The 26,732-nt window shown below is 60.9% G+C and carries 29 protein-coding genes; 16 read left to right on the forward strand and 13 right to left on the reverse strand.

Annotated elements, in window-relative coordinates; genetic code table 11:
- Positions 1 to 53: 53 nt before the first annotated feature.
- Complete coding sequence (gene moaA / locus B208_RS0102085; RefSeq protein WP_007978893.1) at positions 54 to 1,028, reverse strand: GTP 3',8-cyclase MoaA; 975 nt, start codon at positions 1,026 to 1,028, stop codon at positions 54 to 56.
- 175 nt (positions 1,029 to 1,203) lie between these two features.
- Between moaA and B208_RS0102090 the strand changes: the two genes are divergently transcribed.
- Positions 1,204 to 2,244 (forward strand): Mrp/NBP35 family ATP-binding protein, encoded by a 1,041-nt coding sequence (locus B208_RS0102090; protein ID WP_007978895.1) that lies wholly within the window; start codon positions 1,204 to 1,206, stop codon positions 2,242 to 2,244.
- Positions 2,245 to 2,247: 3 nt separating this feature from the next.
- A complete protein-coding gene (locus B208_RS0102095) occupies positions 2,248 to 2,463 on the forward strand; it encodes a hypothetical protein (RefSeq protein WP_007978898.1) in 216 nt (71 codons plus the stop codon).
- 26 nt (positions 2,464 to 2,489) lie between these two features.
- Here the strand turns inward: B208_RS0102095 and B208_RS24630 are convergent, their stop codons facing one another.
- Positions 2,490 to 3,188, reverse strand: coding sequence for a hypothetical protein (locus tag B208_RS24630; RefSeq protein WP_232423698.1), 699 nt, complete (start codon positions 3,186 to 3,188; stop codon positions 2,490 to 2,492).
- 289 nt (positions 3,189 to 3,477) lie between these two features.
- Positions 3,478 to 6,852 carry a PKD domain-containing protein gene (locus B208_RS0102105; protein ID WP_007978901.1) on the reverse strand — a complete coding sequence of 1,125 codons (3,375 nt, stop codon included), beginning with the start codon at positions 6,850 to 6,852 and terminating at the stop codon, positions 3,478 to 3,480.
- 296 nt (positions 6,853 to 7,148) lie between these two features.
- On the opposite strand from B208_RS0102105, the gene B208_RS0102110 reads away from it, so the two are divergent.
- From B208_RS0102110 to lrpA1, 3 genes are all read left to right on the forward strand, one after another.
- Entirely contained in the window at positions 7,149 to 9,038 is a 1,890-nt protein-coding gene (locus B208_RS0102110; protein WP_007978903.1) for a 2-oxoacid:acceptor oxidoreductase subunit alpha, read from the forward strand.
- A 2-nt stretch (positions 9,039 to 9,040) separates the two neighbouring features.
- Complete coding sequence (locus B208_RS0102115) at positions 9,041 to 9,976, forward strand: thiamine pyrophosphate-dependent enzyme (RefSeq protein ID WP_007978905.1); 936 nt, start codon at positions 9,041 to 9,043, stop codon at positions 9,974 to 9,976.
- 104 nt (positions 9,977 to 10,080) lie between these two features.
- Positions 10,081 to 10,509: an HTH-type transcriptional regulator LrpA1 gene (gene lrpA1, locus B208_RS0102120; protein ID WP_007978906.1), complete on the forward strand. Its 429-nt coding sequence runs from the start codon at positions 10,081 to 10,083 to the stop codon at positions 10,507 to 10,509.
- Here the strand turns inward: lrpA1 and B208_RS0102125 are convergent.
- On the reverse strand, positions 10,502 to 11,092 hold the full coding sequence (locus tag B208_RS0102125; protein WP_007978908.1) for an arsinothricin resistance N-acetyltransferase ArsN1 family B: 591 nt from the start codon (positions 11,090 to 11,092) through the stop codon (positions 10,502 to 10,504). The genes lrpA1 and B208_RS0102125 overlap by 8 nt on opposite strands.
- 87 nt (positions 11,093 to 11,179) lie before the next feature.
- Here B208_RS0102125 and B208_RS0102130 point away from each other — a divergent pair, with 87 nt between their 5' ends.
- Both B208_RS0102130 and B208_RS0102135 read left to right on the forward strand, forming a co-directional pair.
- Positions 11,180 to 11,656, forward strand: a complete 477-nt coding sequence (locus tag B208_RS0102130) for an SRPBCC family protein (protein ID WP_018128671.1) — start codon at positions 11,180 to 11,182, stop codon at positions 11,654 to 11,656.
- A gap of 34 nt (positions 11,657 to 11,690) precedes the next feature.
- Positions 11,691 to 12,248, forward strand: a complete 558-nt coding sequence (locus B208_RS0102135) for an NAD(P)/FAD-dependent oxidoreductase (RefSeq protein ID WP_007978912.1) — start codon at positions 11,691 to 11,693, stop codon at positions 12,246 to 12,248.
- Between the two features lies 1 nt (position 12,249).
- Here the strand turns inward: B208_RS0102135 and B208_RS0102140 are convergent, their stop codons facing one another.
- Together B208_RS0102140 and B208_RS0102145 are read right to left on the reverse strand one after the other, a co-directional pair.
- Positions 12,250 to 12,840: a plastocyanin/azurin family copper-binding protein gene (locus B208_RS0102140; protein ID WP_007978914.1), complete on the reverse strand. Its 591-nt coding sequence runs from the start codon at positions 12,838 to 12,840 to the stop codon at positions 12,250 to 12,252.
- Between the two features lie 675 nt (positions 12,841 to 13,515).
- Complete coding sequence (locus tag B208_RS0102145; protein WP_007979149.1) at positions 13,516 to 14,565, reverse strand: M42 family metallopeptidase; 1,050 nt, start codon at positions 14,563 to 14,565, stop codon at positions 13,516 to 13,518.
- 112 nt (positions 14,566 to 14,677) lie between these two features.
- Here B208_RS0102145 and B208_RS0102150 point away from each other — a divergent pair, with 112 nt between their 5' ends.
- Positions 14,678 to 14,935 (forward strand): MTH865 family protein, encoded by a 258-nt coding sequence (locus B208_RS0102150; RefSeq protein ID WP_007979146.1) that lies wholly within the window; start codon positions 14,678 to 14,680, stop codon positions 14,933 to 14,935.
- Here the strand turns inward: B208_RS0102150 and B208_RS0102155 are convergent, their stop codons facing one another.
- Positions 14,936 to 15,169 carry a hypothetical protein gene (locus tag B208_RS0102155; RefSeq protein ID WP_232423699.1) on the reverse strand — a complete coding sequence of 78 codons (234 nt, stop codon included), beginning with the start codon at positions 15,167 to 15,169 and terminating at the stop codon, positions 14,936 to 14,938. It abuts the gene before it with no gap.
- Between the two features lie 81 nt (positions 15,170 to 15,250).
- Complete coding sequence (pdhA, locus tag B208_RS0102160; protein WP_232423700.1) at positions 15,251 to 16,312, reverse strand: pyruvate dehydrogenase (acetyl-transferring) E1 component subunit alpha; 1,062 nt, start codon at positions 16,310 to 16,312, stop codon at positions 15,251 to 15,253.
- A gap of 211 nt (positions 16,313 to 16,523) precedes the next feature.
- On the opposite strand from pdhA, the gene B208_RS0102165 reads away from it, so the two are divergent.
- The 4 genes from B208_RS0102165 to B208_RS0102175 all read left to right on the forward strand — a co-directional run bounded on the left by B208_RS0102165 (position 16,524) and on the right by B208_RS0102175 (position 19,179).
- Positions 16,524 to 17,834 carry a M28 family peptidase gene (locus B208_RS0102165; RefSeq protein WP_007979137.1) on the forward strand — a complete coding sequence of 437 codons (1,311 nt, stop codon included), beginning with the start codon at positions 16,524 to 16,526 and terminating at the stop codon, positions 17,832 to 17,834.
- Positions 17,835 to 17,948: 114 nt separating this feature from the next.
- Positions 17,949 to 18,311, forward strand: coding sequence for a hypothetical protein (locus B208_RS24635; protein ID WP_018128673.1), 363 nt, complete (start codon positions 17,949 to 17,951; stop codon positions 18,309 to 18,311).
- Positions 18,236 to 18,691 carry an NAD(+)/NADH kinase gene (locus B208_RS24640; RefSeq protein WP_232423701.1) on the forward strand — a complete coding sequence of 152 codons (456 nt, stop codon included), beginning with the start codon at positions 18,236 to 18,238 and terminating at the stop codon, positions 18,689 to 18,691. Before B208_RS24635 ends, B208_RS24640 begins: the two co-directional genes overlap by 76 nt.
- A 53-nt stretch (positions 18,692 to 18,744) precedes the next feature.
- Positions 18,745 to 19,179 carry a DUF7313 family protein gene (locus B208_RS0102175; protein ID WP_007979135.1) on the forward strand — a complete coding sequence of 145 codons (435 nt, stop codon included), beginning with the start codon at positions 18,745 to 18,747 and terminating at the stop codon, positions 19,177 to 19,179.
- A 391-nt stretch (positions 19,180 to 19,570) separates the two neighbouring features.
- Here the strand turns inward: B208_RS0102175 and B208_RS0102180 are convergent, their stop codons facing one another.
- Genes B208_RS0102180 through B208_RS0102195 form a run of 4 tightly spaced genes read right to left on the reverse strand, consistent with a single transcriptional unit; the run spans position 19,571 to position 22,432 of the window.
- Entirely contained in the window at positions 19,571 to 20,104 is a 534-nt protein-coding gene (locus B208_RS0102180) for a multiprotein bridging factor aMBF1 (RefSeq protein WP_007979134.1), read from the reverse strand.
- 41 nt (positions 20,105 to 20,145) lie between these two features.
- A complete protein-coding gene (locus B208_RS0102185; RefSeq protein ID WP_007979132.1) occupies positions 20,146 to 20,748 on the reverse strand; it encodes a CDP-alcohol phosphatidyltransferase family protein in 603 nt (200 codons plus the stop codon).
- On the reverse strand, positions 20,748 to 21,266 hold the full coding sequence (locus B208_RS0102190) for an adenylate kinase family protein (protein ID WP_007979131.1): 519 nt from the start codon (positions 21,264 to 21,266) through the stop codon (positions 20,748 to 20,750). The genes B208_RS0102185 and B208_RS0102190 overlap by 1 nt, the downstream gene beginning before the upstream one ends.
- Positions 21,263 to 22,432, reverse strand: coding sequence for an aminotransferase class I/II-fold pyridoxal phosphate-dependent enzyme (locus tag B208_RS0102195; RefSeq protein ID WP_007979130.1), 1,170 nt, complete (start codon positions 22,430 to 22,432; stop codon positions 21,263 to 21,265). Before B208_RS0102195 ends, B208_RS0102190 begins: the two co-directional genes overlap by 4 nt.
- Before the next feature lie 108 nt (positions 22,433 to 22,540).
- Between B208_RS0102195 and B208_RS0102200 the strand changes: the two genes are divergently transcribed.
- Positions 22,541 to 22,846 carry a hypothetical protein gene (locus tag B208_RS0102200; RefSeq protein ID WP_007979128.1) on the forward strand — a complete coding sequence of 102 codons (306 nt, stop codon included), beginning with the start codon at positions 22,541 to 22,543 and terminating at the stop codon, positions 22,844 to 22,846.
- Positions 22,847 to 22,974: 128 nt separating this feature from the next.
- Here the strand turns inward: B208_RS0102200 and B208_RS23695 are convergent, their stop codons facing one another.
- Positions 22,975 to 23,295 carry a hypothetical protein gene (locus tag B208_RS23695; RefSeq protein ID WP_139025492.1) on the reverse strand — a complete coding sequence of 107 codons (321 nt, stop codon included), beginning with the start codon at positions 23,293 to 23,295 and terminating at the stop codon, positions 22,975 to 22,977.
- A gap of 62 nt (positions 23,296 to 23,357) precedes the next feature.
- Between B208_RS23695 and B208_RS0102210 the strand changes: the two genes are divergently transcribed.
- The 3 genes from B208_RS0102210 (at position 23,358) to B208_RS0102220 (ending at position 26,596) form a co-directional block, all read left to right on the forward strand.
- Entirely contained in the window at positions 23,358 to 24,311 is a 954-nt protein-coding gene (locus tag B208_RS0102210; RefSeq protein WP_007979121.1) for a TIGR03557 family F420-dependent LLM class oxidoreductase, read from the forward strand.
- Between the two features lie 126 nt (positions 24,312 to 24,437).
- Positions 24,438 to 24,980 (forward strand): gluconate 2-dehydrogenase subunit 3 family protein, encoded by a 543-nt coding sequence (locus tag B208_RS0102215; RefSeq protein ID WP_007979112.1) that lies wholly within the window; start codon positions 24,438 to 24,440, stop codon positions 24,978 to 24,980.
- Complete coding sequence (locus tag B208_RS0102220) at positions 24,977 to 26,596, forward strand: GMC family oxidoreductase (RefSeq protein ID WP_007979111.1); 1,620 nt, start codon at positions 24,977 to 24,979, stop codon at positions 26,594 to 26,596. The genes B208_RS0102215 and B208_RS0102220 overlap by 4 nt, the downstream gene beginning before the upstream one ends.
- The last annotated feature ends 136 nt before the right edge of the window (positions 26,597 to 26,732 follow it).

Genomic DNA, 26,732 nt, shown 5'->3' on the forward strand with positions numbered 1-26,732 from the left:
CACTATCAACCTTGTCGCTCGGTGGTGTGGTCAGAATCGAGAGCCGAAAAAAATCACGCGTCGATATACTGGTCGTCGATGTAGCGGTCGTTTATCTCCCATTCCCCGTCGTCGTTTCGGACCATGTATTCGCCGTAGTACGGGACTCGATTCGCCACCGTCTCACGAAACGCCGACCGGATTTCGGGTTTCGTCATCTCTCCCATCGGTCGGAGGTCGTCGTTGCGATTCAGACAACCTTTTAGGAATCCTTCGTGCGTGACGCGCACGCGGTGACAATTGGAACAGAAGCTCGGGTTCTCCACCGGGTCCACGATTTCGACCATTCCGCCGCCGACCCAGTATCGTTTCCGCCCGTGCATCTCGCGGATTTCTATTTCGTCGGCCTGTTCTTCGAGCCAATCGTGAACCCGCTGGATGTCGATCGCCCACTCGGGATTGCCGGTCAGTTCCGGCATGTATTCGATGAGTTGCAACTGCAACCCGTCGTTCTCCGCGACGTGTTCCACCATCTTCGGAACGTAGCCAGCCGTCGCTTCGAAAACGACCATGTTGAGCTTTACCGGGTCGAGTCCAGCATCGAGCGCCGCTTCGACCCCTTCGAGCACCTTGTCGTACGCACCGCTCTTCGTTACCTCCGCGAACGCTTTCGGGTCGAGCGCGTCCTGTGAGACGTTTACGCGGGACAATCCCGCTTTCCGGAGTTCCTCCGCGCGCCCCGGAAGAAACGTCCCGTTCGTAGTCAGGGACGTCTCCATCCCGTCGGGCGTCCGGCGGATTATCTCCTCCAAGTCCTCCCGGAGCATCGGCTCGCCGCCGGTGAACTTCACCTTTCCGACGTCGAACTCGCGGGCGACTTCGAGAAACCGAACCACGTCGTCGGTACCCATCTCGTCGTCACCCGGCTCCATCGGTCCGCGTGTATCGCCTAATCCCTCGTTGTGGCAGTAGACGCAATCGAAATTACACCGGTCGGTCAGCGAAACGCGCACCCCCGTAACCTCGCGCCCGAACGAGTCTTCGAGCATTAGTATCCCTGTCTTGCGCGCGAGGATTCTTAAACTCGTGGGAGGATGCAACCTGAACGTAACCGAATTCAATTACGGGGAGTTCGACAGCTAGCGGAAATCAGCCTCACAAATCGAAATTTCCGGCTTCGGGGTTCACAAGCCTTATCGACAAATCCCTCCTTATCGTCATCATATGGATGAAACTGACGTTCGAGCCGTTCTCCGAACGGTCGAAGACCCGGACCTCGGCGAAGATATCGTCTCTCTCGGACTCGTAAACGACGTTACGGTCGAAGACGAGACTGCACGGATTTCACTCGCGCTCGGTGCACCCTACGCACCCCACGAGTCGGAAATCGCGAATCGCGTCCGCGAAGCGCTCAACGACGAGGGAATCGACACCGAACTCTCCGCACGCGTCGATACCCAGCTCTCCCCGGAAGAGCAGGTGCTTCCGGGCGTGAAAAACATTATCGCAGTCGCATCGGGAAAGGGCGGCGTCGGAAAAAGCACCGTCGCGGTCAACCTCGCGGCAGGACTCGCAAAGCTCGGTGCCCGCGTCGGCCTGTTCGACGCCGACGTCTACGGCCCGAACGTCCCGCGGATGGTGGACGCCAACGAGCGACCGCGGGCCACCGAGGAGCAAAAGCTCGTCCCGCCCGAGAAGTTCGGCGTGAAACTGATGAGCATGGCGTTCCTCACCGGCAAGGACGATCCCGTAATCTGGCGCGGCCCGATGGTTCACAAGGTCCTCACACAGCTCTGGGAGGACGTCGAATGGGGGCAGCTCGACTACATGGTCGTTGACCTACCCCCCGGAACCGGAGACACGCAACTCACGCTCCTCCAGAGCGTCCCCGTCACCGGTGCCGTCATCGTTACGACGCCCCAGCAGGTCGCGCTCGACGACGCGAACAAAGGTCTCCAGATGTTCGGCAAACACGACACCCCCGTCCTCGGTATCGCCGAAAACATGAGTACCTTCAAATGCCCCGACTGTGGCGGCGAACACGATATCTTCGGCCACGGCGGTGGGGCCGAATTCGCCGAGGACCACGAGATGCCCTTCCTCGGCTCGATACCGCTCGACCCCTCCGTGCGAAGCGGCGGCGACGAAGGAGAGCCCATCGTCCTCGACGACGAGAGCGACACCGGAGAGTCGTTCCGCACCCTGACCGAAAACGTCGCCAACAACGTCGGCATCATCAACCGCCGCCGCCAGCAACAGGAGTGAACCATGCCACGCGAGACGGAATCGTTCGACCCCGACGAGGAGCGTATGGAAACCCTCCGAGACATCGCCGACGACATCCGCGGCGAGTCGAGCGAGAGCAAGCTGGTCGCCGCGATGCTCTACCGCGTGAGCGATCTGTTCGACCCCGACGAAGAGACGACGCCGCGTGACATCTTCATCAACATGCGCGAGATAATTCGGACGAAGAGCGAGAACTGACGTGGAGAAAGTCGACCCGTGTGCGTTCAGCGCCAGCGCCGAACGAAAAGCAATCCGACTAGCACGACCAGTCCCAGATAGACAACCGGTACACCACCGATTTCGCGGTCCCCGCTCAACTTCTCACCGAAGCTTTGGGAATATGTGTCGTTTTCGTACTGATAGTGATCGTTCATCCACGTCGGACGGGCCGGCTGGAATGATTCGTTCCATTGCTGGGTACCCTCCCCTGCCTTTCCGACGAACCCGACTTGATCGAGTCCGCCTTGTTTTTTCGTGAGATTGCCGGTGTACAAGCGAGCTTCACCCGCGATTTTCGCACCGCGTTTATCGAGCAGTTCGACTTTGATCGTCGTCGAATTGTTCGGCAGTGGTGTTGGCGCATAGAAGCTCCCGTCCGTCCCTATCGTGTGAACGAACAGCTTCGTCGGATATCGCCGCATCGACGGGTTGACGAGCGTGACGTACGCAACCGCAGACGGTTCCCCATCGATGGTTCCATCGGCTACCGTGACGTTCGCAATATACGGAGTCGGGATTTCATCCGTCGCCGATGCGTTGATTTTCTCGGTGAAGTTGTAGGTAGTGTAATTGCCGTATGTGGAGACGGTTGTCGTGTGGTTGTTTTTGACTATGTCTAAACCTTTAGTGATATTTATCTCTCGATGGATCTGTTGCCCAGGACCAATATCGAAGGACTCATCATGGAAGTCTGTATCATCCACTTGAACAAGTATCCCAGAAAGATCTATATAAGAGTCAGTCGGGTTAGAAACAACAATTGAAACAACATCTTTTGTAAAGTGGGATTTGACACAGACACCATTAAATGACTGTATAAATCTCGTATCACCGCTTTTCGAAACCGGACATCCAGAGTTGCCATTATTAAGTGAATTAGCACCTACAATTGGAACAAAAATGAACGAACATAGTACTATTATAATCATGGTGATTGTAACTTCACGCTTCATGCAGATGATTTGTGCACAATAAGTATATAAAATTAATGTGTTATGTCATGCAGTTTGTTTCACCATTACAGCCGTTTTCTCGTTGGTCTCGGTGGTGTTTGAGTTGCGTCCGAAGATCAGAGTCGGTCAGGAGATTTTGGAAGGACTCATCAACGATCTTCTCCCCGACAGTATTGTTCTGAATTTCGCCACCTTCGGTAACATACTGACGAACAAGGTCGACTTTTGCAGTCACGTAGGTCATTACGACGGTATCTGATTCCAGATACTGATCGACAGTTTTGGTCTCGGTACCCGTCCGCTTCTTTAGACTCCACTTCACGTTCGGGCGATAACTTCCAATTCGCCAATCACTGTTCCGGGCGAACGACATTGCGACATCCCGTTTCGTCGTCGTTGACTGCTCTTGCCATTCGTACTGTGCATCTCGGACTTTCTCCCGCGTTTGCACTCCGTACGTGTAGTCTACGCCCGTGTGTCGTTCCGAGTACTCGAACCGATACTCTGTATCGTACTCTGCATCCTCTACTTTCACTCGCTTTTGTTCACCCGTATAGTAGTCATCGAAGTTAAATTTTTGATACGACCAGTAGGTATCCGTCTCGGTGACCGTATAGGTATATGTCTCGGTCGTCGTGTACGTCCTTGAGACGGTCGTCGTGTACGTGTACTGCTCCGGAACTTCGAAACAAATACCGTTCGGACGACACTGCATCACGTATTTGGTATCCGTTTTCGTCACTTCGACCTGTTTCGTCTTCCGGACCGTTCTAGTCCCCGTCTTCGTCACTTCGTGTTCGTGAGCGAACTGTTTCAACGTTCGATACTGCGCCGGGTGAACCTGCACACGTCGTGTCTCCCCGGTGAATCTCCCTCTCCCCGATTTCGAATCGTGCCATTCGTGCTCGGTCGTCGTGTAGGTGTATTTTTCCGCCTTGCGACCCGTCGACCACCAGTTCGGGTGTCCCTGTAAGAATGCCGACTGCTGTAACTCGGTCGAGAACGACCGATCAACATCTTCGTATTTCGCGTCCCGAACCTTTTTGCGCTCTTCGAGCGAGTACTCGAAGCCATCACGACTCTTCTGATCGACTGAATATCCCTTCGAGAGATAGCGGTCGCGTTTCTCCGGCGATGTTGCGAGTTTCCAGTCGTACGTCGGCCGGTTAACGAAATACTCCGTGCTCTTGATTCTGGGGTTCGTCCAGAACTGACCGTATCTCCGCATTACCTCGACATCCGGAATTTCGATCTCGTTGTACGTCTCCGGTCTCTCTTCGTTATATACCCGCACCTTCACGGTGTCGTTTTTCCGGAACAGTTGGGATGCTGGAAGCTCCACGATTCCAGTGTAGTATCGAGGGTCCGTACCGTGGAAATTTTCTTTAAGACTCCTTTTCGTAATCTTGTCTTTTTGCCAATCAGTGATCGAACCGGATGCACCTTCAATTGAAATCCCCAAATCATATCGAAGGTGATAGCTATTTTTGCTAAATTTGTATCGTTCGGTCGTGACCCGTAGACGTATCGTCTCGTTTGGTTTGTAAGGCCCGTCCGAAAGCAACTCCACATTTTTAATCTCCGGCGCGAAGTAGTTGAGAAAGTGGGAATTGACCGAAGCCGACTTGTTGTATCCGTCGCGGACTTCCAGTCCAGCGAGTTCGACGGAGCTAAACTTCGCTGTCGTGTTATCCGGAGTGATCGGATTAGCTCCTTGTTTCCAGATATACCTTAACTCTGATCCATCCGGGTCGAACGAGTCGCCCGCATCCACAACCATCCCCAGATTGGTCGGACGATAACCGGTCCCCCCATCGCGGATGACCGAAAGTCGAATTTCTGGAGGGCTGGGGTTCACATGCAAGAAATGTTTTTCTTCATAGAACCATTCACTATTCCCCGAATTTGGGTTCTCTATGTTGATATTTTGGACAATATCATAGTTTTTCGGAGTAGAGCCAGCCCAGAGTGTATTAATGGATAAAATATCCCCGTTTACAGATTCCTCTCCGGATAGTTTTATCAGCTTCTTTTCATGTTTGGTGGTGAAATGGAATTTGACATCCGACGGATCAACTCCATTTAAATCTATTTTCGTCACGTGGTGTGCAGTATATCGTTTCGGGTCGATCCGCTCATCGTACGAATCTACATCGTTTTTAACGAACCCTGATTGGATGATTTTCGGCATCTTCGCGGGTGTTATGGTCCGTTTCAGCGTGCTTTTTTGGCCGTGAAAATCGACTGCCGTCACGGAGAGCGTGTACTTCTTACCGACCTTGAAATCCCGAGTGTCGAAGGATACCGATCGATGCCGCTGCATCGCTCCGGGGGAGGTGGCATCCATTTTAGTGTGGCCGATTCTCTTTCCACCCAGCTGGACGCGAACCGATTGCAGGTTACCGTACGGATCTGTCGCGGTGGTTCGACCAGAAACCGCACCATAACTGTCGAGCGATGGGAGGTCAATCGTGGGTTTGGGGTCGGCTACGACAGTGGTCGTCCCGTCGGAAAAACGGGCGATGTCGTGGGAGCCATCAGAGTAGGAGACGGCGGCGTACAGCGAATGGTCACCCGCTTTCCAGTCGGTCGTCAGCGTTCGACCGCTTGCGAGTCGTACGCCGTCTCCAAACCAACGGACGGAACGTATTTGGTTCGGTGTGGGGATAGACTTCAAACGATACGTTCCACGAAACGGTGCCGTCCCCGTGATCAGTGAATCACCAGCAACAGTTGGCGTGTACTTCTGGGCAGTGGAACTCGACGGTGGGGGGCTCCCGTTCGATCGGACGGACAAATCGATCGAATCCGTGTCCGTCTGTCCGTCCGTATCGTACACAGTAGCGGTAACCGTTCTCGTACCGGTGTTCGGGAACGTCCGGGTGATAGTATCGACGTCTTTCGCACCCGAGAGAGAATCTGTGGCGATAGCCGTTCCATCGAGTGACCAAACGATGTGGTCGAGCGATGCAGAACCCGCATCGATAGTCGCGGAGTAAACCGTTTGCTGGCCGACGAAAGGGGTGCGTGAACCCGAAACGTCAACGGTCGGGGACTCGCCCGGCGACACGGTGATGTAGAGCGAGTCTCGACTTTTAGTACCATCCTCGTCGGTAACCGTCACAGATACCGTGTACGTTCCGACGGTGTTCGGACGGAATCGGGTTTGCGGACAACTCGGACAGTTCGGTTCGATCGTTCGATTACCGGGTGTCTCTATCGTCCATTCGTATCCTTCGACGTATCCATCCGGGTCGTGTGAGCCAGTGGCGTCGAGAAGGACGGTGCTTCCTCGCGCGACGTGCTGGTCGAGACCAGCGTCCGCGAGCGGCGGTTCGTTCGCCGTCGTTACCGACGGTAGAAATGTCGTCGTGAGTAGTAGTAGCACGATGGTGCTCGATACGACTCGGTTCATGAGATTCGACGAGTTTTGCATCGGTTTGGTTTAAAAAGTTATTTGATTTATCTATATTTATATATTAAAACATCCGCCTAAAAATGGTGGTGCAATAACCGCGGGCTGTCGTAAAGGTCTGTCCAGCAACGGTTAAACAATCATTAATAAATGCAGAGTTTATCCAGTCAAATCGCCTGAAATCAGCCGTTACGCGCCATCTATCACAATAGTTCCTTGCTAATCTATGGCAAAGGCTTTACCACCTTGCGACTCAACTCTTATCCACTAGGCCCGGGAGGCCAGGAGCTTCAATTATGACGGATGACGAACTCATCTGGCGAATCGCAGGCGGTTCCGGTGACGGGATCGACTCGACGAGTCAGAACTTTGCAAAAGCCCTCATGCGAGCAGGGTTACACGTATTCACGCACCGACACTATCCGTCGCGCATTCGCGGCGGCCACACCTACGTGGAGATTCGCGCGGCGGACCACGAAGTCAAATCGCGCGGGGACAACTACAACTTCCTCCTCGCGCTCGGAGACAGCTTCGCGCGAAACCCACAGGAAGAAGCCTACTACGGCAACGAAGAGATCAAGCCCCTGTCGGAGAACTTGGACGAACTCCGCGAGGGTGGCGTCATCATCTACGATTCGGGACTGCTCGACACCGACGACATTCCGGACTTCGATGAGCGCGTCGAGGAGAACAACTGGCACGTCTTCGACTTGGACCTTCGCGGACTCGCCAAGGAGCACGGCCGCGAAGTCATGCGAAACACGGCCGGCGTCGGCGCGACGTGCGCCATCATCGACCTCGACCTCGAAATCGTCGAGGAGCTGATGAGCGAGGCCATGCCGGAGAAAATCCTCGAACCGAACCTCGAAATCCTTCGAGAGTCCTACGAGGACGTCAAGGAGAACTACGACACCGACGTTGGCGTCACCGTTCCCGAGAGCGAACACGACGAGGAACAGATCCTCATCTCGGGGAGCCACGGTATCGCCTACGGTGCCATCGACGAGGGATGTCGGTTCATCTCCGGGTACCCGATGACGCCGTGGACCGACGTGTTCACCATCATGACCCAGCACCTCCCCGACCTCGGCGGAATCTCCGAACAGGTCGAGGACGAAATCGCCGCCGCCTCGCTCGCAATCGGTGCGAGCCACGCGGGTGCAAAGGCGATGAGCGGGTCGTCCGGCGGTGGATTCGCGCTGATGTCCGAACCGCTCGGACTCGCGGAAATCACCGAGACGCCCATCGTGCTCGTCGAATCGATGCGCGCCGGTCCCTCGACCGGGATGCCGACGAAACCCGAACAGGGCGACCTCGAACACGTCCTGTACACGAGTCAGGGCGACTCGAACCGCGTCGTCTTCGCACCGGGTGATGCCCGGGAATCGTATATCCAGACGCGCAAGGCGTTCGAACTCGCGTACAACTACCAGATTCCGAGCATCATCCTCTACGACCAGAAACTCTCCGGCGGTCACGAGACGGTTACGGAGTCCACGTTCGACCGCGAGCCGAACCCGGACATCGGCGAAGTCGTGACCGAGGAAGACATCGAGCAGGGCGAGCGTCTCGCCGGTCGCTTCAAGCGCTACCGCTACGACGGCGAAGATGGCGTCAGCCCGCGCTCCCTGCCGGGACAGAAGGGCGGCAACTTCCTCGCGTCCGGTAACGAGCACAACGAGGCCGGTCACATCAGCGAGGACCCGGACAACCGCGTCACACAGATGGACCGACGGATGGAGAAACTCGACGCCATCCGCGACGAACTCGACGCGATGGACGAGTCCCACCAGACCGTCTACGGCGACGAGGACGCCGACTACGCCATCCTCAACTTCGGCAGCACGAAGGGTGCCGTCGAGGAGGCAGTCGACATGTTGAACGAGGATGGCCACTCGGTCAAAGCCATGAACGTCAGCGACATGGTGCCGTTCCCGAAGAACGAGGTCAATTCGTTCCTCGAAGGCGTCGACGAAGCGCTCGTCGTCGAGATGAACGCCACGGCACAGTTCCGCCGCCACATTCAGGCGGCGACCGGCAAGCACGGCGACAAGCTGTTCAGCCTGCTGAAATACGACGGCAACCCGTTCGAGCCGACCGACGTCGTAGACGGCTTCGAAGCACGACTCGACGGCAGTGCCGAGCCAGCGCACAACACGCGCATCGAATCCGCAACGGGTGACTGAAAATGAGTGTATTCAACGCAATCGACGAAGAACGAGATATCGACGTGAACGAGTTCACGCCCAGCCTCGAACCGCAAGCGACGTGGTGTCCGGGCTGTGGTGACTTCGGCGTCTTGAAGGCGCTGAAACAGGCGATGCCCGAAGTCGGCCGCACGCCGGACGAGACGCTGCTCGTCACGGGTATCGGCTGTTCCGGGAAGCTCTCGAGCTACTTCCAGAGCTACGGCTTCCACTCCATCCACGGGCGGTCCCTGCCGGTCGCACGAGCGGCCAAACTCGCCAACCCCGACCTCGAAGTCATCGCCGCAGGCGGTGACGGAGACGGCTACGGAATCGGCGGGAACCACTTCATGCACACGGCTCGTGAGAACCACGACATGACCTACATCGTCTTCGACAACGAGATCTTCGGACTGACGAAGGGGCAGACGTCGCCCACGTCCCCGAAGGGACACAAGTCGAAGACCCAGCCGCGCGGGAACGCGAAGAGCCCGATTCGACCGCTCTCGCTCTCGCTCACCTCGGGTGCGACGTACGTCGCGCGAACGGCGGCCGTCAATCCGAACCAGGCGAAGGAAATCCTCGCCGAGGCGATGGAACACGACGGGTTCGCACACGTGGACTTCCTCACGCAGTGCCCGACGTGGAACAAGGACGCAAAGCAGTACGTCCCGTACATCGACGTGCAGGACAGCGACGACTACGACTTCGACGTTCACGACCGTCGTGAAGCGATGGAAGCGATGCACGACGCCGAGGACGCGCTCTACGAGGGCAAGGTCCTCACCGGCCGCTTCTACGTGAACGACGAGCGCCCCTCCTACCAGCAGGAGAAACAGTCCACGGGCGACATGCCGGAAACGCCGCTCGCAGAGCGGTACTTCGACGACGATTACGAGTGGGAACGGAGCTACGACTTCCTCGACCGCCACAAGTAATCTCGTTTCTCCGTTCTCGACGGATCTAACAACCTTTTCATGGTTGCTAATGTGTTTTTCAATTCGCAAGGTATTTTTTCCTGTGCGGGAAACATACTGGTAACATGAGCACGGAATCGACCGAAGACCGCATTCTCCGGGTGTTAGAGGACGATGCGCAAGCGTCGTACTCGGAAATCGCGGACCGGGCCGGTGTTTCGAAACCGACCGTTCGAAAATACATCGACCAGCTCGAAGCTGAAGGCGTCATCGTCGGGTATTCTGCTGAAATCGACCCGAAGAAGCTGTCGAGCCAGAGTATCGCTCTGGTCGGTATCGACGTCGAAAGCGAACGCTACGTCGAGGCGACCCGAGCGCTACAGGAACTCGAAGATATCGATACGCTCTACACGTGCAGCGGCGACCACATGCTGATGGCCGAAGTGCGCGCGCCGAACGGCGATGCGGTCGGGGGCGTCATCAGCGACGACATCCTCACCATCGACGGCGTCACCGCAGCCCACCCGTCGTTCCTCCAAGAGCGACTCAAGTGATTCGTATCGATTCGCGGCCGCAATTCAACGCGTCTTCCACGGCGTTCTCCGGTACTTCAGTTAGGGGGAGCGGCGGTTCCGGGTCGTCGAGAGGTCGGAGCCGACGGTGCCACCAGCCCACGCTCCGCCACGCGTCGTCTTTGTAGCCGACGGCTTCGTACGTCCCGACGTGCTCGAATCCGAGCGATTCGTGGAGGCCGACGCTGGCGGGATTCGGGAGCGCGATTCCGGCGTACGCGTTGTAGAAGCCCTGTCTTTCGAGGAGCGAGAACAGAGACTCGTAGAGACCGTTCCCGACGCCCGACCGACGATGGTCGCGGTGGACGTACACGGACACGTCCGCGGACCACTGGTACGCCTCGCGTGACCGGTGAGAGCCCGCGTAGGCGTAGCCGAGGAGTTCGTCGTCGTGTTCACAGACCACCCATGGATAGGTTGGCAGGGTCGTTTGGATGCGGTCCGCCATCTCGTCTTCGTCCGGTGGCGTCGTCTCGAACGAGATGGTCGTTTCGCGGACGACCGGTGCGTAGATGGCCGCGATGTCGGCGGCATCGCCCGTCTCGGCGAATCGAAGGTTTGGCATGGGCGGTGTACGTTCGGAGCCGGGATAAATCGCCGTCGTACTGGTTGCGCACAAGACCTTTGAGGTGAGCGACGGAATTCCCGAACGATGGCTACCTATCAGCGCGAAGTGTGGGTCGACGCGCCGTTCGAGGACGTGTGGCGGTTTTACTCGACCCTCGACGGCTTGGAGGCGCTCACACCGGGATGGATGAACCTCCGCGTGGAGGGAATCCGCGGACCGGAGGGAGAGTCCGACCCGGACGTGCTGGGGAACAGAACGGAAATCCGGCTGTCGCTTCGGCCGTTCGACGTCGGTCCGCGCCAACGGTGGGTTTCGAAAATCGTCCGGCGCGAGGAGGAAGACGGGGCCGCGATGTTTCGGGACGTGATGGAAGGCGGTCCGTTTCCCGAATGGGAACACACCCACCAGTTCTACGCCGGGGACGGGAAGACGCTGGTACGCGACGTGGTGAACTACCGATTCCCGGCGCTGGGCGAACCGGGAAGCCCGCTCGCAAAAGTCGGTTTCGAACCCATGTTCCGGTATCGACACCGAAAGACGAAGAAACTGCTGGAGCGATGAACTTTATCATCGTCAGCGTGGTATCCGACACCGTATGTCAGATGTAGCTGTCATCGGCGGCGGTCCCGCCGGATTGAGTGGGGCACTGTTCACCGCGAAAAACGGCCTCGATACGGTCGTCTTCGATACCGACGACACCGCGATGCACGCCGCACACCTGTTCAACTACCTCGGAATCAAGAGCATCGACGGTGAGGAATTCATGGAAATCGCCCGCGAGCAGGTGGACGAACAGGGGGCAGACCGAAAGCAGGGCGAGGAGGTCACGAACGTCGAGACGTCCGACGACGGGTTCACGGTTACGACCGCCGACGGCGAGTACGACGCTACCTACGTCCTCTTCACCACCGGACGGTCGCGCGAGATGGCGGAGGACCTCGGCTGTGAGTTGAACGACGACGGGACGGTGAAAACCGACTCGGACAACGAAACGACGGTCGAAAACGCCTACGCCGCGGGCTGGTGTTCCCGGGCGGACAAGATACAGGCGGCCATTTCCGTCGGCGGCGGCGCGGCCGCTGGCTTGGATATCCTGAGCACAGAAAAGGGACGTGCATTCCACGACTTCGATACGCCGGACGACGCGGAGTAGGCTACTCGACCGCTTCGCCGTAATCTCCGCCGAACTTCATGAAGAAGTATCCTATCGAGAGGGTGAACGCGAGCGCCCCCGACGTCGCAATGCCGAGCGTTTTCGCGTTACCCGGAATCGCCGGTTCCGACGACCCGGACGAGGAGCCGACGGTGATGGAACCGGTCATGCCAGCGCTCTTGTGCGGGGCACAAACGTACGCGTACTCGCCAGCCGTGCTGAACGTGTGTGAGTAGGTGTGACCGGTGTCGAAAAGCTCGCTTGCACTGCCCGAGCCTTCCCAGCCGGCACCCTCTGGTTGGCTTTCGGGGACGACGTTGTGACCGTCCGACTCCCAGACGAACTTGACCGTCGTCCCGGGCGTGACGGTCAACTTGTCCGGGTCGAACACCAAGTCGCCGCCCGGACCGACCTTCACGGTCTTCGTCGCGCCACCGCCGCCGCCGGAACTGCTGTTGTTTTCACCGGAACTGGTCGTCGTGCCGTCTTCCTGTGCGGCCGCCGTTCCGGCCGCACCCGCCGCGACGACACCCGCAGAACCGAGGAGAAATCCACGTCGAGTGACTGATTCATCCGCTTCCCCATCTGTCATGAGCGGGGGTTTGTACCGATGGGTACTGAATACTTTGGTTTGCCTACGACCTTATCACCACCTTTTACGACGGTCGAACGGTCAGCGCGGGTCGAATCGACCCGCGCCGACCCGTCTTCTTCACGGCAAAGCCGTGAAGAAACGAGGGAGCAAAGCTCCCTCGCATTCCCTGTAAAAGCTGGACCAAAAGCACTCCTCCCTCGCTCCACTCGGTCGTCGGCCCGGAAAATCTTCGATTTTCCGGTAAAAACGCTAGAGACTAGCGGCTGTGTCACCAACCGCCCCGGAATCCTGTCGCGTGCTCATTTCTAGTAGTTGCATCGATAGCCGATTTCTGGCGGTCGTCTCAATTGGTCTATCGCTCTCACCGGTCGCTAGTTCTTTGTGAGCGACTGGAAGAAGAGGTAGGCCGGATGAATTTTCACGACAAGCGGACTCTCCGTGAGCGAGCGTAGCGAGCGAACGGGCCGAGGAACCCCCGGACGGAGCGACTGAAAGGAGCGACGGAAGTGGGGTGACGTGGTGCTTTTGGTCCAGCTTTTACAGGGAATGCGAGGGAGCGGAGCACCCTCGTTCCTCCACGGCGAAGCCGTGAAGAAGCCAGCAAGAGCGATGGCTGTCGCCATCGCTCCTGCTTGTGACCGTCGTAAAAGGTGGTGGCTGAAAGTGGTGGCTCTAGAGCGCGTAATCGTGCTCGCCGTCCTCGGTTTCGAGGAAGGCGGTGAGGAGATCGATGGTCGCGGATACGTCGTCGCCGTTGGCACTCTCGGTGACGGTGTGGAGGTAGCGCGTCGGGATGGAGATAGCGCCGACCGGTTTCGCACCGTAGGTGTTCTGGAAACCGGCGGTGTCGGTCCCGCCCGAGGGGAGCACTTCGAGTTGGTACGGGATGTCGCGCGCCTCGGCCAGCGACCGCATCCGACGGTGGACCTTCGGGGTGGTGACGACGCTGCCGTCCTTGAGTTTGATAGCGGTGCCGTCACCGAGGCTGGTCACGTAGTCCCGTTCGCGCTTCACGGCGGGGAAATCGTTTGCGACGGTGACGTCGAGGGCGACCGCGAGGTCGGGGTCCACGTCGACGCCGAGTGCGGTCGCACCGCGAAGGCCGATTTCCTCCTGTACCGTGGCACAGAAGTGGATGGTCGCATCGGGGTCCTCGATTCGCTTTGCAGCCTCCAGCATGGCGAAGAGACAAACGCGGTCGTCGAGCGCCTTGCCGGAGACGTTCTCGCCGACTTTCCTCGTCGTCTGTTCCATCGTAACGATGTCGCCGACCGACACGCACTCGGTCGCTTCGTCCGCCGGAAGCCCGAGGTCGACGTAGACGTCCTCGACGTCCTCTTCTTCCTCGTCGCCGTCCAACAGGTGCGGCGGTACCGAGCCGATAACGCCGGGTAGGTCACCGCCCTCGGCGTGAACGACGACGCGCTGTGCTCGCAACACGCGGGAATCCCAGCCGCCGAGCGCGTCGAGCGAGACGAAACCGTCCTCGTTGACGTGCCGGACCATGAATCCGATTTCGTCCATGTGGGCGGCGACGGCGACGTCGTAGTCCTCGGACCCTTCTATCGTCCCGACGACGTTCCCCATCGCGTCGGTGTGGAGTTCGTCAACTTCGTCCTCCAACTCCCGTCGAACGATGTCTCGGATTCGGTCCTCGTACCCCGCCGCACCGTTCGCCTCCGTCAGTTCGCACAAAAGTTCGAAATCGAAATCGAATGCCATACCGAATCTCGTTCCCATCTCCGTATAAACCTCTCTGAAGCGGTGAATAAACTCTCAACTTGTGTATCGTGGTTTCGGAACGTTTTTGCCGTTTACTCACACAGTGGCTGACATGGCTGACAAAGAAGCGGAATTCCGACAGCAGTTCCAAGACGCGTTCGAAGGTGCAGACTACCCCGTCAGCAACCCGATGGAACTCGTTCCGGCGCTGCCGAACGGTCCCGGCACGCGCTTCGAAGCGGGCGATACGAGCTTCACGGCGATGGAGCTCGCAACGAAGATGAACGACGCACAGGACTTCCCCTACGACGACGTTGACGCCCTCGTCGATGACCTCATCGAAGGGCTGAAACAGAAGGACATGCTGTAACTACGATTCTTCTTCCTCGTCCGGAAACGCGACGAGCAGTACCTCCCACACGTCGTGTTGCTCGTTGAATCGACTGTCTATCACCCGGTCGTTTTTCCCGAGCGGAATCGGCTGCTGTGGCTGCGACACTTCGAGCCACGTCAGCGTCGGCTCCGTGATTTCCATCTCGGCGATGTCCGCTATTTGCTCGGTTTCCGCCCCGTACTCACCCATTCGTCTTTCGTGGCGTTCCATCGTAGACCCCGTGCCGGATACCACAGCCCGACACATAACTGTGCTGGCGACCGCTGCGGCGAGAACGAGTCGGGCGGGGCGTCAGCGTTCAACGTCGGGGTTTTCGGGGACGTTGGCGCGCTGTCGTGAGTAGCGGGGATGGTCGTCCGCGTACACGTGGTCGAAGATGGCATCGACGTCGTAACCGTCGTGCGCTTCGGCGGCCTCGACCGCTTCCGCGACCCGCGCTTTCGCCTCCTCACGAAGTTCGTCCTCGTCCTCGTCCGTCCAGCCGTGCTCCGTTTCGAGGTACTCGCGGGTCCGTTCTATCGGGTCCTTTTCCGCCCACGCATCGACTTCCGCGTCGTCGCGGTACTTCGTCGGGTCGTCGGTCGTGGTGTGCGCACCTTGCCGATACGTGACCGCCTCGATGAGTATCGGCTCCCCCTCCTTCGCGCGTTCGAGCGCGTCGGAGACGGTCCGGTAGACGGCCAGCACGTCGTTACCGTCCACGCGGACCCCCTCGAAGCCGTATGCCTGTGCTTTCTGGGCGATGGTGGCGCTGGCCGTCTGGCGCTCGCGCGGCACCGAAATCGCCCACTGGTTGTTCTGACAGAAGAACACCGTCGGCGTCTCGAAGACGCCAGCGAAGTTCAGCGCCTCGTGGAAGTCGCCTTCGCTCGTCGCGCCGTCACCGAAGCTGGCGAGGACGGCGCAGTCGTCGTCCGTGTAGTTCGCACCCATGCCGACGCCGACCGCGTGAGGCAGTTGGGTGGCGATGGGAATCGTCGGCGGAAACGTCCGGAGTCCGTCCGCATCCTCGCGGTCCACGTAGTTACCCGCTCCCGAGAGGTGGAGCAGGATGTCTCGCATCGCGTGCCCGCGGGTGATGTAAATCCCGTGGTCGCGGTAGGTCGGGAAGCAGTAGTCGTCCGGCGAAAGCGCGTACGCCGCACCGACTTGTGCCGCTTCCTGCCCCTGCAATGGCGCGTAGGTCCCGATCCGCCCCTGCCGGTGGAGCGAGACGGCTTTCTCGTCGAATGTCCGTGCGAGTACCTGTAATCGGTACATGTTCTCCACGTCCGTCGGGGAGAGATTCACGTTCCCTTCGACACTACCGTCGAGTCCAACTACGCGCGCCATGTCAGGTGCTTGTGAAGCCATATCTTGGAATCACCGACTGTCTATCGGTCAAACGGCATCATTCGTTATAAAGCATCGCCACAGAAGGAATATTGGGATGAATAGATAGGTGGTTTAAGTACCCGAATTATAAATCGCCGAGGATTCTTCCGAAAGTGACGGAATAACCGACGATTTGTCAGGATGTTACGTTTCGAAACATTTAGGCGGGGGCTGAGAGATGTGTAGGCGTATGTCACAGTGGATCGGGCGGACGTTCACGAGCGACGCGGGATGGAACTTCCTCGAAACGATAGTCGATATCGGGAACCGTATGACGGGAAGCGACGGCGAACGAGCGGCCGCGGAGGTTACCCGCGACGCGCTCGCCGAGGCCGGCGCACGGAACGCCCGGTTGGAAGAGTTCGACGTACAGGGCTGGACGCGGGGGTCCAGTTCCATCGAGGCCGGCGAGACGACGCAGGACAGCATCGCGCTCCCGCGCAGTCCCGCCGGAAGCGTCGACGGTGAGTTGGTAGACCTCGGCTACGGACTCCCGGACGACTTCGAGAAGCACGACATCGAGGGAAAAGTCGTGATGGTCGCCTCGAACGTCCCGAGCTACTACGACCGGTTCATCCACCGACGGGAGAAGTACTACTACGCCGTCGAGGGCGATGCGGCCGCCTTCGTCTTCCGCAACCACGTCGAGGGCTGTCTCCCGCCGACCGGCAGCGTCGGCACCGAAGAGGACCCCATCGGCGACATCCCCGCCGTCGGCGTCTCGAAGGAAGTCGGTGCTCGACTCGCTCGGCGCTGGGAAGGTGACGACGTGACGGTGAACGTCGATGCGGAGATAGACGACGCGACCAGCCAGAACGTTCACGCCGAACTCGGCCCGGACACCGAGCGGGAAGTGCTCGTCACCAGCCACATCGACGCCCACGACATCGCCGAGGGCGCGATGGACAACGGCGCGGGAACGGCCATGGTCGTCGAGATGGCGAACGCGCTCGCGGAGCGCGAGGACGAACTCGACACGAAGGTTCACTTCGTCGCCTTCGGTGCCGAGGAAGTCGGTCTCGACGGGTCGTCGCACATGGCCAGCGTCACCGACTTCGACGGCATCAAAGCCATCCTGAACAACGACGGCGTGGCCCGAGGGCGGACGCTCACGTTCACCACGCACGGGTTCGACGAACTGGACGACGCGGCTCACGAAGTCGCGGACCAGTACGGACACCCCATCTCGACGATTCCCGAACAGGGACCGCACAGCGACCACTGGCCGTTCGTCCAGTGGGGCGTCCCGGGCTATCACGTCATGAGCGAGACGGGCGACGAGGGACGTGGATGGGGACACACTTTCGCCGACACGCTGGACAAACTCGAAGTCCGCGACCTCCGCGAACAGGCCATCCTCCTCACCGAGTTGGCTGTGTACCTCGCGAGTGACGAGTTCGAGGTCGAACACAAAGCCCCCGAGGAAATCGCCGACGCGCTCGAAGCCGAGGACCAAGCGGCGGGGATGAAGATAATCGGCGATTGGCCCTACGACGAGTAACCCGCGTCCGTTTCCGTCGCGCGATTTCACTCGGAGCGCGGTATCCTTTTCTGGTCGGGGTGAGACTGTTCTGATAATGACCGAACCACGCGACCACTATGGACGGAGGCCAGAATGCGTGTAGGCATCGTACCGAGTACCGACGGCGATGTCGTCGAGGAAATCGAGGGTGCGCTCGGTGACGAAGCCGAACCGACGACGAGCGAGGACACCGGAACCGTCCTCGACGCGAACCCGACCGTCGTCGTCGCGGTCGGCGAGCAGGCAGTAACGAACCTCGTGCGCGCGGGCGTGTCGGTCCCGGTCCTGCCGGTCGATGCCGGACCGGGACTGGAGAGCGTCGCGCTCCGGCCGACCTCGAACCCGCCGTCGCGGACCTCCTCGCCGGGGAGTGGACGACGGTGGACAGACCGCTACTCTCGGCAACGGTCGATGGTGAACACGTCGCCGACGCGCTGTTCGATGCGACGCTGGTGACCAGCGAACCCGCCCGAATCTCGGAGTACAGCGTCCGCGTCGCGGGCGAAGAGGTTTCCCAGTTCCGTGCCGACGCCGTGGTCGTCGCCACGCCGACCGGGAGTTTGGGCTACGCGCACGACGCCGGAGGACCGGTCGTCGAACGCGGTACCGGGGTCGTTTCCGTCGTTCCCGTCGCACCGTTCGCCATCCACGTCGATAACTGGGTGCTCCGCGGCCCGGTGACGTTGGCCGTCGAACGCGACGAGGACGCGGTGGAACTCCTCGCCGACGACCGGTCGGTCCGTCCCGTCCGACCGCACGAACCGGTCGAAGTTGCGTTCGACGGGTCGATGGAACTCGTCAGCGTCGAATCAAGTCGGCCGTTTTTCGACGAGTGACCGAGCGGCCCAATTGGAAAGAATATAATACGCTGTCGCACTGAGTTTCGAGCATGCAACCCCTATCATTACTCGGACCGGTCGACGCGCTCGAACCGTACGCCGGGTTCGTCGTGTTCGGTCTCGTGTTGGTCAACATGCTGACGCGTATCCTCGCGTCCCGTAACTACGAGAAACAGGCAAAAGACGACGACCGCGAAACGCTGAGTCGCTGGATTCCCCACGAGGTCAGCAACATCCTGCTGGTCCTCTCGGCGTTTTACTTCCTGACGCTCCACCACCACGGCGGTATCGTCCTCTCGACGCTCGTCCTCGGTCTCGTCATCACCGACTTCTTCGAAGTGGAGGCCCGCTCGGTCGAGCTGCGTCGTGGACTCCCGCTCGAAAAACCGAAAGCGGCCGTCTTGGCGTCCGTGCTCGTCCTCATGTACATCGGCTACGAGACGGTCTTCTTCATCATCAAGCCGATCTGGGACGCCGTTATCTGAAGCGGCTCCGTTCGGTTTTCCCTTTCTCGTTTCTCACATCCCGCTCCCGAGTGATGGGGTTTCGATTTTTCGTGGAGTCCAGTTTCGAGGTCGGACCTCGGTCGCAATCGGAAGGTCCGACGCGTTCCGATTGCGTGTCCGAGCGAACGGTATCCGCTCGAATACCACCGAAACGGTAGACAAGATACTGAATACGGCGGAGAGAGTACTGAATATGGAAAATAGTACTGTAATACAACGAAAAGTACTGAATGGTACTAAAAAGCACTGTTAAATACTGAAATATACTACTTCTTCGAACCGCTCGTTTCTATCGACGAGACACCACGCCGCGTTCGCGCCGCTCACGGCGTCACGAACGTCGAAAAAGACGGAAATCGCGTCGTGGAGTTCAGTCTTTGCGTTTCACCACGTCCCCGAGGGTGTAACTCCCGGTCGAACTGCCGCCGCTCCACTCCTCGTCGTCCGCCCCGGCGCTACCGACGGTGAGGCTGATGTCGAGTTTTTTCTCCAGTTTCCTTTGCACGCTGTCGCTCGGCAGGATGTCGCCGTGTTCGAGCTTGCTGATGAGGCTCGCCTTCTCGTTGAGTTCCTTGGCGAGGTCCTCTTGACTCAGACCGGTCGATTCGCGCGCGTTTCGAATTCGGTCGTCGTAATCCGGCGCGATTTCGTCCATGTCGTCGAACATGTCCCTCCGGCGCGAGCGCGACCCGCCGGATGACCCCGCACTGCCAGTGCTGGTGCTCGAATTGCCCGAAGACGAGGACGAAGACGTCGAATACTTGGTCGAGGTGGAGGAGGTCTGTTGTGTCTTGACTTCCGTGCCGAAGTCGGCACAGTTGTCACACACGTCGAGTTCCGCACCTTCGACCTTGATAGTCTTGGGAGACGCCGTTTCGGCACCGCACATCTCACACTGAACCATACTTGCTATTTACCGTCTCGACTCATAAATGGCACGCCACGTCAGGACAAGGCGCGCCACGAATAGTAAAATCGCTGGAGCGCCGTGATGTGCCCGACGACGGCGAACAGGGCGAGTAAAAGCACGACGAGCGAGTACCCGCCGACGGATTGGACGAACGCGGCCAGCGCACCGACGATGCCGATGAGCGCCAACCGGTCGGCCCGGCCGAGCAAACCGCCGTACACGCGGTCCAACCCGACGGCTTGGGCTTGCGTGCCGAGGTACGAGGTCATCAACACGCCCGTCACGGCGGCGAGTCCGAGCGCGAACCGGCCCAGTCCCGCCGCGAACCCGACGATGAGGATGATGTCGGCGTAGCGGTCGAGAACGTGGTCGAGCAGGTCGCCCGCGGGCGAGTCGGTGCCGAGTTCGCGGGCGAGCGCACCGTCGAGGATGTCGAGCCAGCCGTTCAGGAAGACGAGGACGGCACCGACGAGATACCAGACGGGGGCACCCGGGGCGACGTAGAACGCCACACCGGCACCGCCCGCGAGGACGAACGCGATGATACTCACCGCGTTGGGCGTTAATCCGAGAGTTGTCGATGCCGAGACGAACGGTCGAAGCGCGCGGTTGGCGACGGGGCGAAGTTGGTCGAGCATTAGAGGTACTCCAGATAATCGACGGTTCCGGCGGACGGTTCGCGCTCGCCCTCGATAACGGCCTCGATATCCGACGCGACCGCGTCCGGCGCTCGGTCGGTCGTGTCGATTTCGTAGACCGACTCGGTGCCGTGTTCCGCGACCGACTCCGATAAAATCACGTCGAGAGCCTCGCTCTCGGCGTTCTCCTCGGCCTTCGCGTCCGTCTCGCCGCGTTCGAGCAGTCGCTCGCGCAGCTCTTCGGGGTGACACCGGAGGACGACGACCTTCTCGGCGTCGAAGTGGTGGGCGAGGTGCGAATCGACGAGCAGGTCGTCGCCTCCGTCGCCCTGTTCGTCCAACCACTGCCGAATCGCGTCGAAGTTCGCGTAGAGACTCCCGCGCTCCTCGTCCGCCCCGTCGTGGAGTTCCTCCTCCCGAATCGCGTCGTTCAGGTGGACGACTTCGAGGTCGGTTTCGACCAGTTCCGTCGCCGTCGTCTTGCCCGTGCCGGGGGTTCCGGTGACGGCGACCCTCACGAGGACAGCACCTCGTTGAGTTCGCGCACGGCGCGTCGGGTTTCGTCTTTCGTCCCACACGTGATGCGCACGCAGTCGGGAAGCCCGAAGCTCGTGCAGTCGCGGAGGATGACGCCGCGTTCCTGGACCGCCTCGGCGACGGCGCTCGCGTCGCCGACCTCCGCGAGGACGAAGTTGCCGTGGCTCTCCCACGTCGGCGCGTCGAGGGTCTCGTAGATGTACTCGCGCGCCCATCGGGCCGTCTCAATGGACTTCTCGACGTGTTCGTCGTCCGTGAGCGCCGCGAGGCCGCCACGGCAGGCGAGTTCGCTGGCCGCGAAGGGCGTGTTCACGCGTGCGTACGCGTCGGCCCACTCCTCGGGGACGACGGCGTAGCCGAGCCGGACGCCCGCGAGTCCGTACGCCTTGGAGAACGTGCGGAGGACCGCAACGTCATCACGCGGAGCGTGATTGCCAGACGCACCAGTAGGTGCATCGCTGTCATCACGCGGAGCGCGATTGCCAGACACACCGGCAGATGTGTCGCTGTCATCGCTCTCGGCGAGGAGCGAAATCGCGCTCGGTCCGTCGGCGTACTCGCCGTAGGCTTCGTCCACGAGGACGAGCGTTTCCTCGTCGGTCTCGTCGGCGATTTTCGTCACGGCGTCGAGCGAGAACCGGCCGCCAGACGGGTTGTGCGGGCTGGTCAGGTAGACGATTCGCTCGCCGTCGTACTGGGAGAGCACGGTGTCCGCGGTCAGCGAGAAGCCGTCCTCGGCGGAGAGGCGGTACTCGTTCACCTCGCCGTGGTGGTAGCGGGCGCTCATGCCGTAGTAGGCGAACCCGGGGGAAGGGACGAGGACGGTATCTCCCGGGTCGAGCATGGCGCGCGAGAGGTAATCGAGCGCGCCGTCGCCGCCGTTCGCCAGCCACACCTGTTCGGATTCGACGTTCCAGCGGTCGGCGAGCCGGGCGGTGAGGTCGGTGTGTGACGCCTTGGGGTACGTGCTCGCGTTCCCGGCCGCATCCCGGATGGCGTCCACCGCCGCCGGACTCGGCCCGAACGGGTTCTCGTTCGATGCGAGTTTCACGAGGTCGTCGGGGTCGATACCGAGTTCCCGAGCGACTTCTTCGATGCCCCGTCCGGCCTGATACGCGACGTGCGCGGAGAGGTCTCGTGGTTCCATGTCGGGAGGTGTCACCGACCGGTCTTAAGCGTGGCCACCCGCGGCCAGCACGACTAAACGATTTCCGACCGACTCAGCCGTGAGGTACAATGACACATCATCGACATCGTGAGCGCCAACGCGGTCGGGAGAGCGAACGGGAACCCCAACGGTACGGCGGTCCGCGGAAGGAAGGGAGAGAACGAGAACGGCAGGCGGGCCACCAGCGACGGTACGGGTCGAAACCGAACCGTCGGCAAGGCGGTCGGGGAGAGCAACACGAACCACATCGACGACAGCAACGACAGCAAAAAGAGCGACGCTACGGTCGCCAGCGGCAGGGACAGCGACAGCACGGGGTCGAACAGCACCGAGAGGGAGGCGAACGACGAGGTGGAATCGAACGGCAACAGGGCGGGTCCGAACGACGGCTGAGCGACGTCGAGCGAACCGTAATTCGCGGGGGGAGACAGGAACGACGACAGCGACAGGAGCGCCTACAACGGGAACGACGGTACGGAAAACGGCGACAAGGAGGGGAACGCCAGCGGCGACACGGCGGGTCACACCGGTCGGAACAGCAACGCTCGCCGACGGAGGAGCGATATCGACACCCCACCGAGCGACGACGGCAACCGCACGAACAGCAACAACGGGGACGACAGCAACCGCACGAACAGCAGCAACCGGAGCGACAACCACGACAATCGGAACACCAGCGACGACAGGGACAACGCCGACAACAGGAACGCCAGCAACGGCTCCAAAGACAACTGCAGGAGCGGTAAGAGCGGTAGGAACGGCAGGGGCGGTAAGAACTGGCAGGAGCGATTCGAGGACACCGCCGTCGAAACTGTCCTTGCGTTTTCAGCCAGAGTCCTCATACCGGCGACCGATGTAGCGCCGGTGGCATGATTCTCGACACGACCGCCGACGGAGGAACGCGATGACGCACATCGGCTACACCATTTCGAGCGAGGAGCACGGGCCGAACGAACTGGTCGACCACGCGGTCCGCGCAGAGCGGGCGGGATTCGAGTTCGCGTCCATCTCCGACCACTACCATCCGTGGATAAGCCAACAGGGAAACGCCCCGTTCGTCTGGTCCACGCTTGGCGGGGTCGCACGGGCGACGGACGACCTGCCGGTCGGGGTGGGGGTGAACTGCCCCATCATGCGGATGCATCCGGCCATCGTCGCGCAAGCCGCCGCCACCGCCGCGACGATGTTCGAGGGCGATTTCTTCCTCGGCGTCGGGACGGGCGAGCGCCTGAACGAACACGTCACCGGCGAGCACTGGCCCGAACACGCGGTTCGAACGGAGATGCTCGAAGAAGCGGTCGAGATTATCCGCAAACTGTGGCAGGGCGGCCAGCAGAGCTACTACGGCGACCACTTCACGGTCGAGAACGCGCGCCTCTACACGCTCCCCGAGGAACCGCCGGACATCATCGTCTCCGCCTACGGGAAGCGAGCGGCGCAAGCCGCCGCTGACCTCGGCGACGGGTTCTGGAGCGTCGGTCCGCAGGACACGGTGGAGACGTGGGAGGACGCGGGCGGCGAGGGACCGCGGTATAGTCAGATGACCGTCTGTTACGCGGAGGACGAGGAGGACGCCATCGACACGGCCCACGAGTGGTGGCCGAACAGCGCGCTCGCGGGCGAACTCAACTCGCAACTGCCGACGCCGACCCACTTCGAACAGGCGTGTGAAATGGTCACCCGCGAGGACATCGCCGAGGGGAGCATCGTGACCGACCCCGACCCGGAGACGCACATCGAGAATGTAGAGCAGTTCGCCGACGCGGGCTACGACCACGTGTACGTCCACCAAATCGGCCCCGATCAAGAGTCGTTCTTCCGGTTTTACGAGGAGGAAGTGCTACCCGAGGTCGAATGAGCGAAGCCGACGGACGCGGAGGGAGCGAATCTTCGCTCCGTCTTCGAGACCGGAGCGAACGGACTCGAACAGGCGCGAACGGGAAGGACAACCCTCAAGGTTTAGGTGTGCCTAATCTCGTTCGAAATGGAGTTAACGCGCCGGGACGCGCTGTCCGCCCTCGCCGCGAGCGGCGTCGCCGTCGTCGGCGGGGCGGCGCTGGTCGAATCCGACGTGTTGGAGTTCGGCGACGACGGGAAGGAGCCAGCGCTGGCGACACACGACATCGACACGCTCGTCGCGGTCGCGCGGGTTGTGTTCCCCACCGAAGTGACCGGAATCCGGGAGTTTGTGACGACCTACGCCGTCGGACGCACCGAGGACCGCCCGGGCTACCGGCTGGGAACGGCCGCCGCGATTTCGACCCTCGACACCTACGCGACCGAGTGGTACGACGGGACGTTCGTCGAACTCGACCGAGAGACGCGAAACACCCTCCTCGACGAGATGGGTGTGGCGACCGCGCATCCCGACCCGGACGGGTCCGACGCGGCGCGGGTCCGGTACTACCTCGTCAACGACGTCCTCTTCGCGCTGTTCACCTCGCCGACAGGCGGGAAACTTGTCGGCACCGAAAATCCACAAGGGTACCCCGGCGGCCTCGACACCTACCGAGGTGGTGATGAATGACCGACCGAACCCCCTCCGAGCGTGCCGACGTCTGTGTCATCGGCGCGGGTCCGGCGGGCGCGTTGGTCGCTCACACGCTCGCGCGACGCGGCCACGATGTCGTCGTCCTCGAAGCGGGCGAGCGATTCGAATTCGAGGACCGAAAACGTCGGATGGAGCGAGCGATTCGCCCCGGCGACGACGACCGCTCGGTCTGGGACATGGGCGGGCCGCGGGACGCCTACACCTCGACCGGCGAGCAGTTCTATCCGCTGAACCGCGCCCGCGTCAAGGGGGTCGGCGGCAGCACGCTCCACTGGCAGGGAATGGTCATGCGCCTGCACGAATCCGATTTTGACGCGTGGCCCATCAGCTACGACGACCTTCGACCGTACTACGCCCGCGCCGAGTCGCAACTCGGAGTCGCGGGTGCGGACGACAACCCCTTCGCGCCGCCGCGCGAGGAACCGTTTCCCCTGCCCGCGTTCCGTCCCTCCCACAGCGATTCCATCTTCGCCGACGCGTGCGAGTCGCTCGGCGTCGCCATGCACTCCGTGCCGAACGCGCGCAACTCCGAACCGCACGACGGACGAAGCGAGTGCGTCGGCTACGGCACCTGCAAACCGGTCTGTCCCTCCGGCGCGAAGTACGGCGCCGACGTCCACGTGCGGAAGGCCGAGGAGGAAGGCGCGCGCGTCATCGACCGCGCGGCGGTGCAACGCCTCGAACACGACGACGAGGGAAAGCGCATCGAAGCCGCGGTGTACGCCGCGCCGGACCACGGGAACGGGGGAACGGGAAGCGTCGAACACCGACAGGAGGCCCGCGAGTTCGTCCTCGCCGGTGGCGGGGTGGAGATACCCCGCCTGCTTCTCCTCTCGAAATCGAAGACGTATCCCGACGGACTGGCGAACACCAGCGGCGCGGTCGGCCGCTACTTCATGGACCACCTGTACGCGGGGATGGGTGGACGAATCGACCGGCGCACCCGACAGCACCGCGTCGGCTTCATCACCAGCGAATGTCACCAGTTCTACGAGGACCCCGCGCGGGGAACGAAGGGAATCCCGGCGGCCGACGACGCCGAGTACGACCGCCTGAAACTCGAATTCTCGAACTACGCGGGACCTACGCCGGTCGGCCTCGCCCTCGACGGGGACGAGTGGGGCGACGAGCTGCTTTCGACCATCCGCGAGGAGTACGGCAACTCGGTCGGCATGGGGGCGCTCGCCGGTCAGAAACCGCGAAAGGAGAACCGAATCGCGCTCGATTCCGGAACGACCGACGACCACGGCAACCCGGTTCCTCGGATTCACTGGCGAGTCGACGAGCGGACGAAGGCGACGCTCCGCCGGGCGAACGAGATTCAGCGGGACATCCTCGACGAACTCGGCGCGGAGGTGACGTGGCACGTCGGCCCCGAAAACACCGGCCCGGCGTTTCACCACATGGGGACGACCCGGATGGGAACCGACCCGAAAGCGAGCGTGGTGAACGCTCGCCTCCGCACCCACGACCTGCAGAACTGCACCATCGCGTCGAGCAGCGTCTTCGTCACCAGCGGGGCGATGAACCCCACTCTCACCATCGCGGCCCTCTCGCTGAAGGCCGCGGACCACGTTCACGAGCGGTTGTGAGCCGTCCACGGGGGGCCGTGAACCGTCCACGGGGGGCCGTGAACCGTCCACGGGGGGCCGTGAACCGTCCACGGGGGGCCGTGAACCGTCCACGGGGGGCTATGAACTTCCCACAGGGGCCGTGAGCCGTCCGCGA

This window comes from Haladaptatus paucihalophilus DX253, assembly GCF_000376445.1.
Classification (GTDB): Archaea; Halobacteriota; Halobacteria; order Halobacteriales; family Haladaptataceae; genus Haladaptatus; species Haladaptatus paucihalophilus.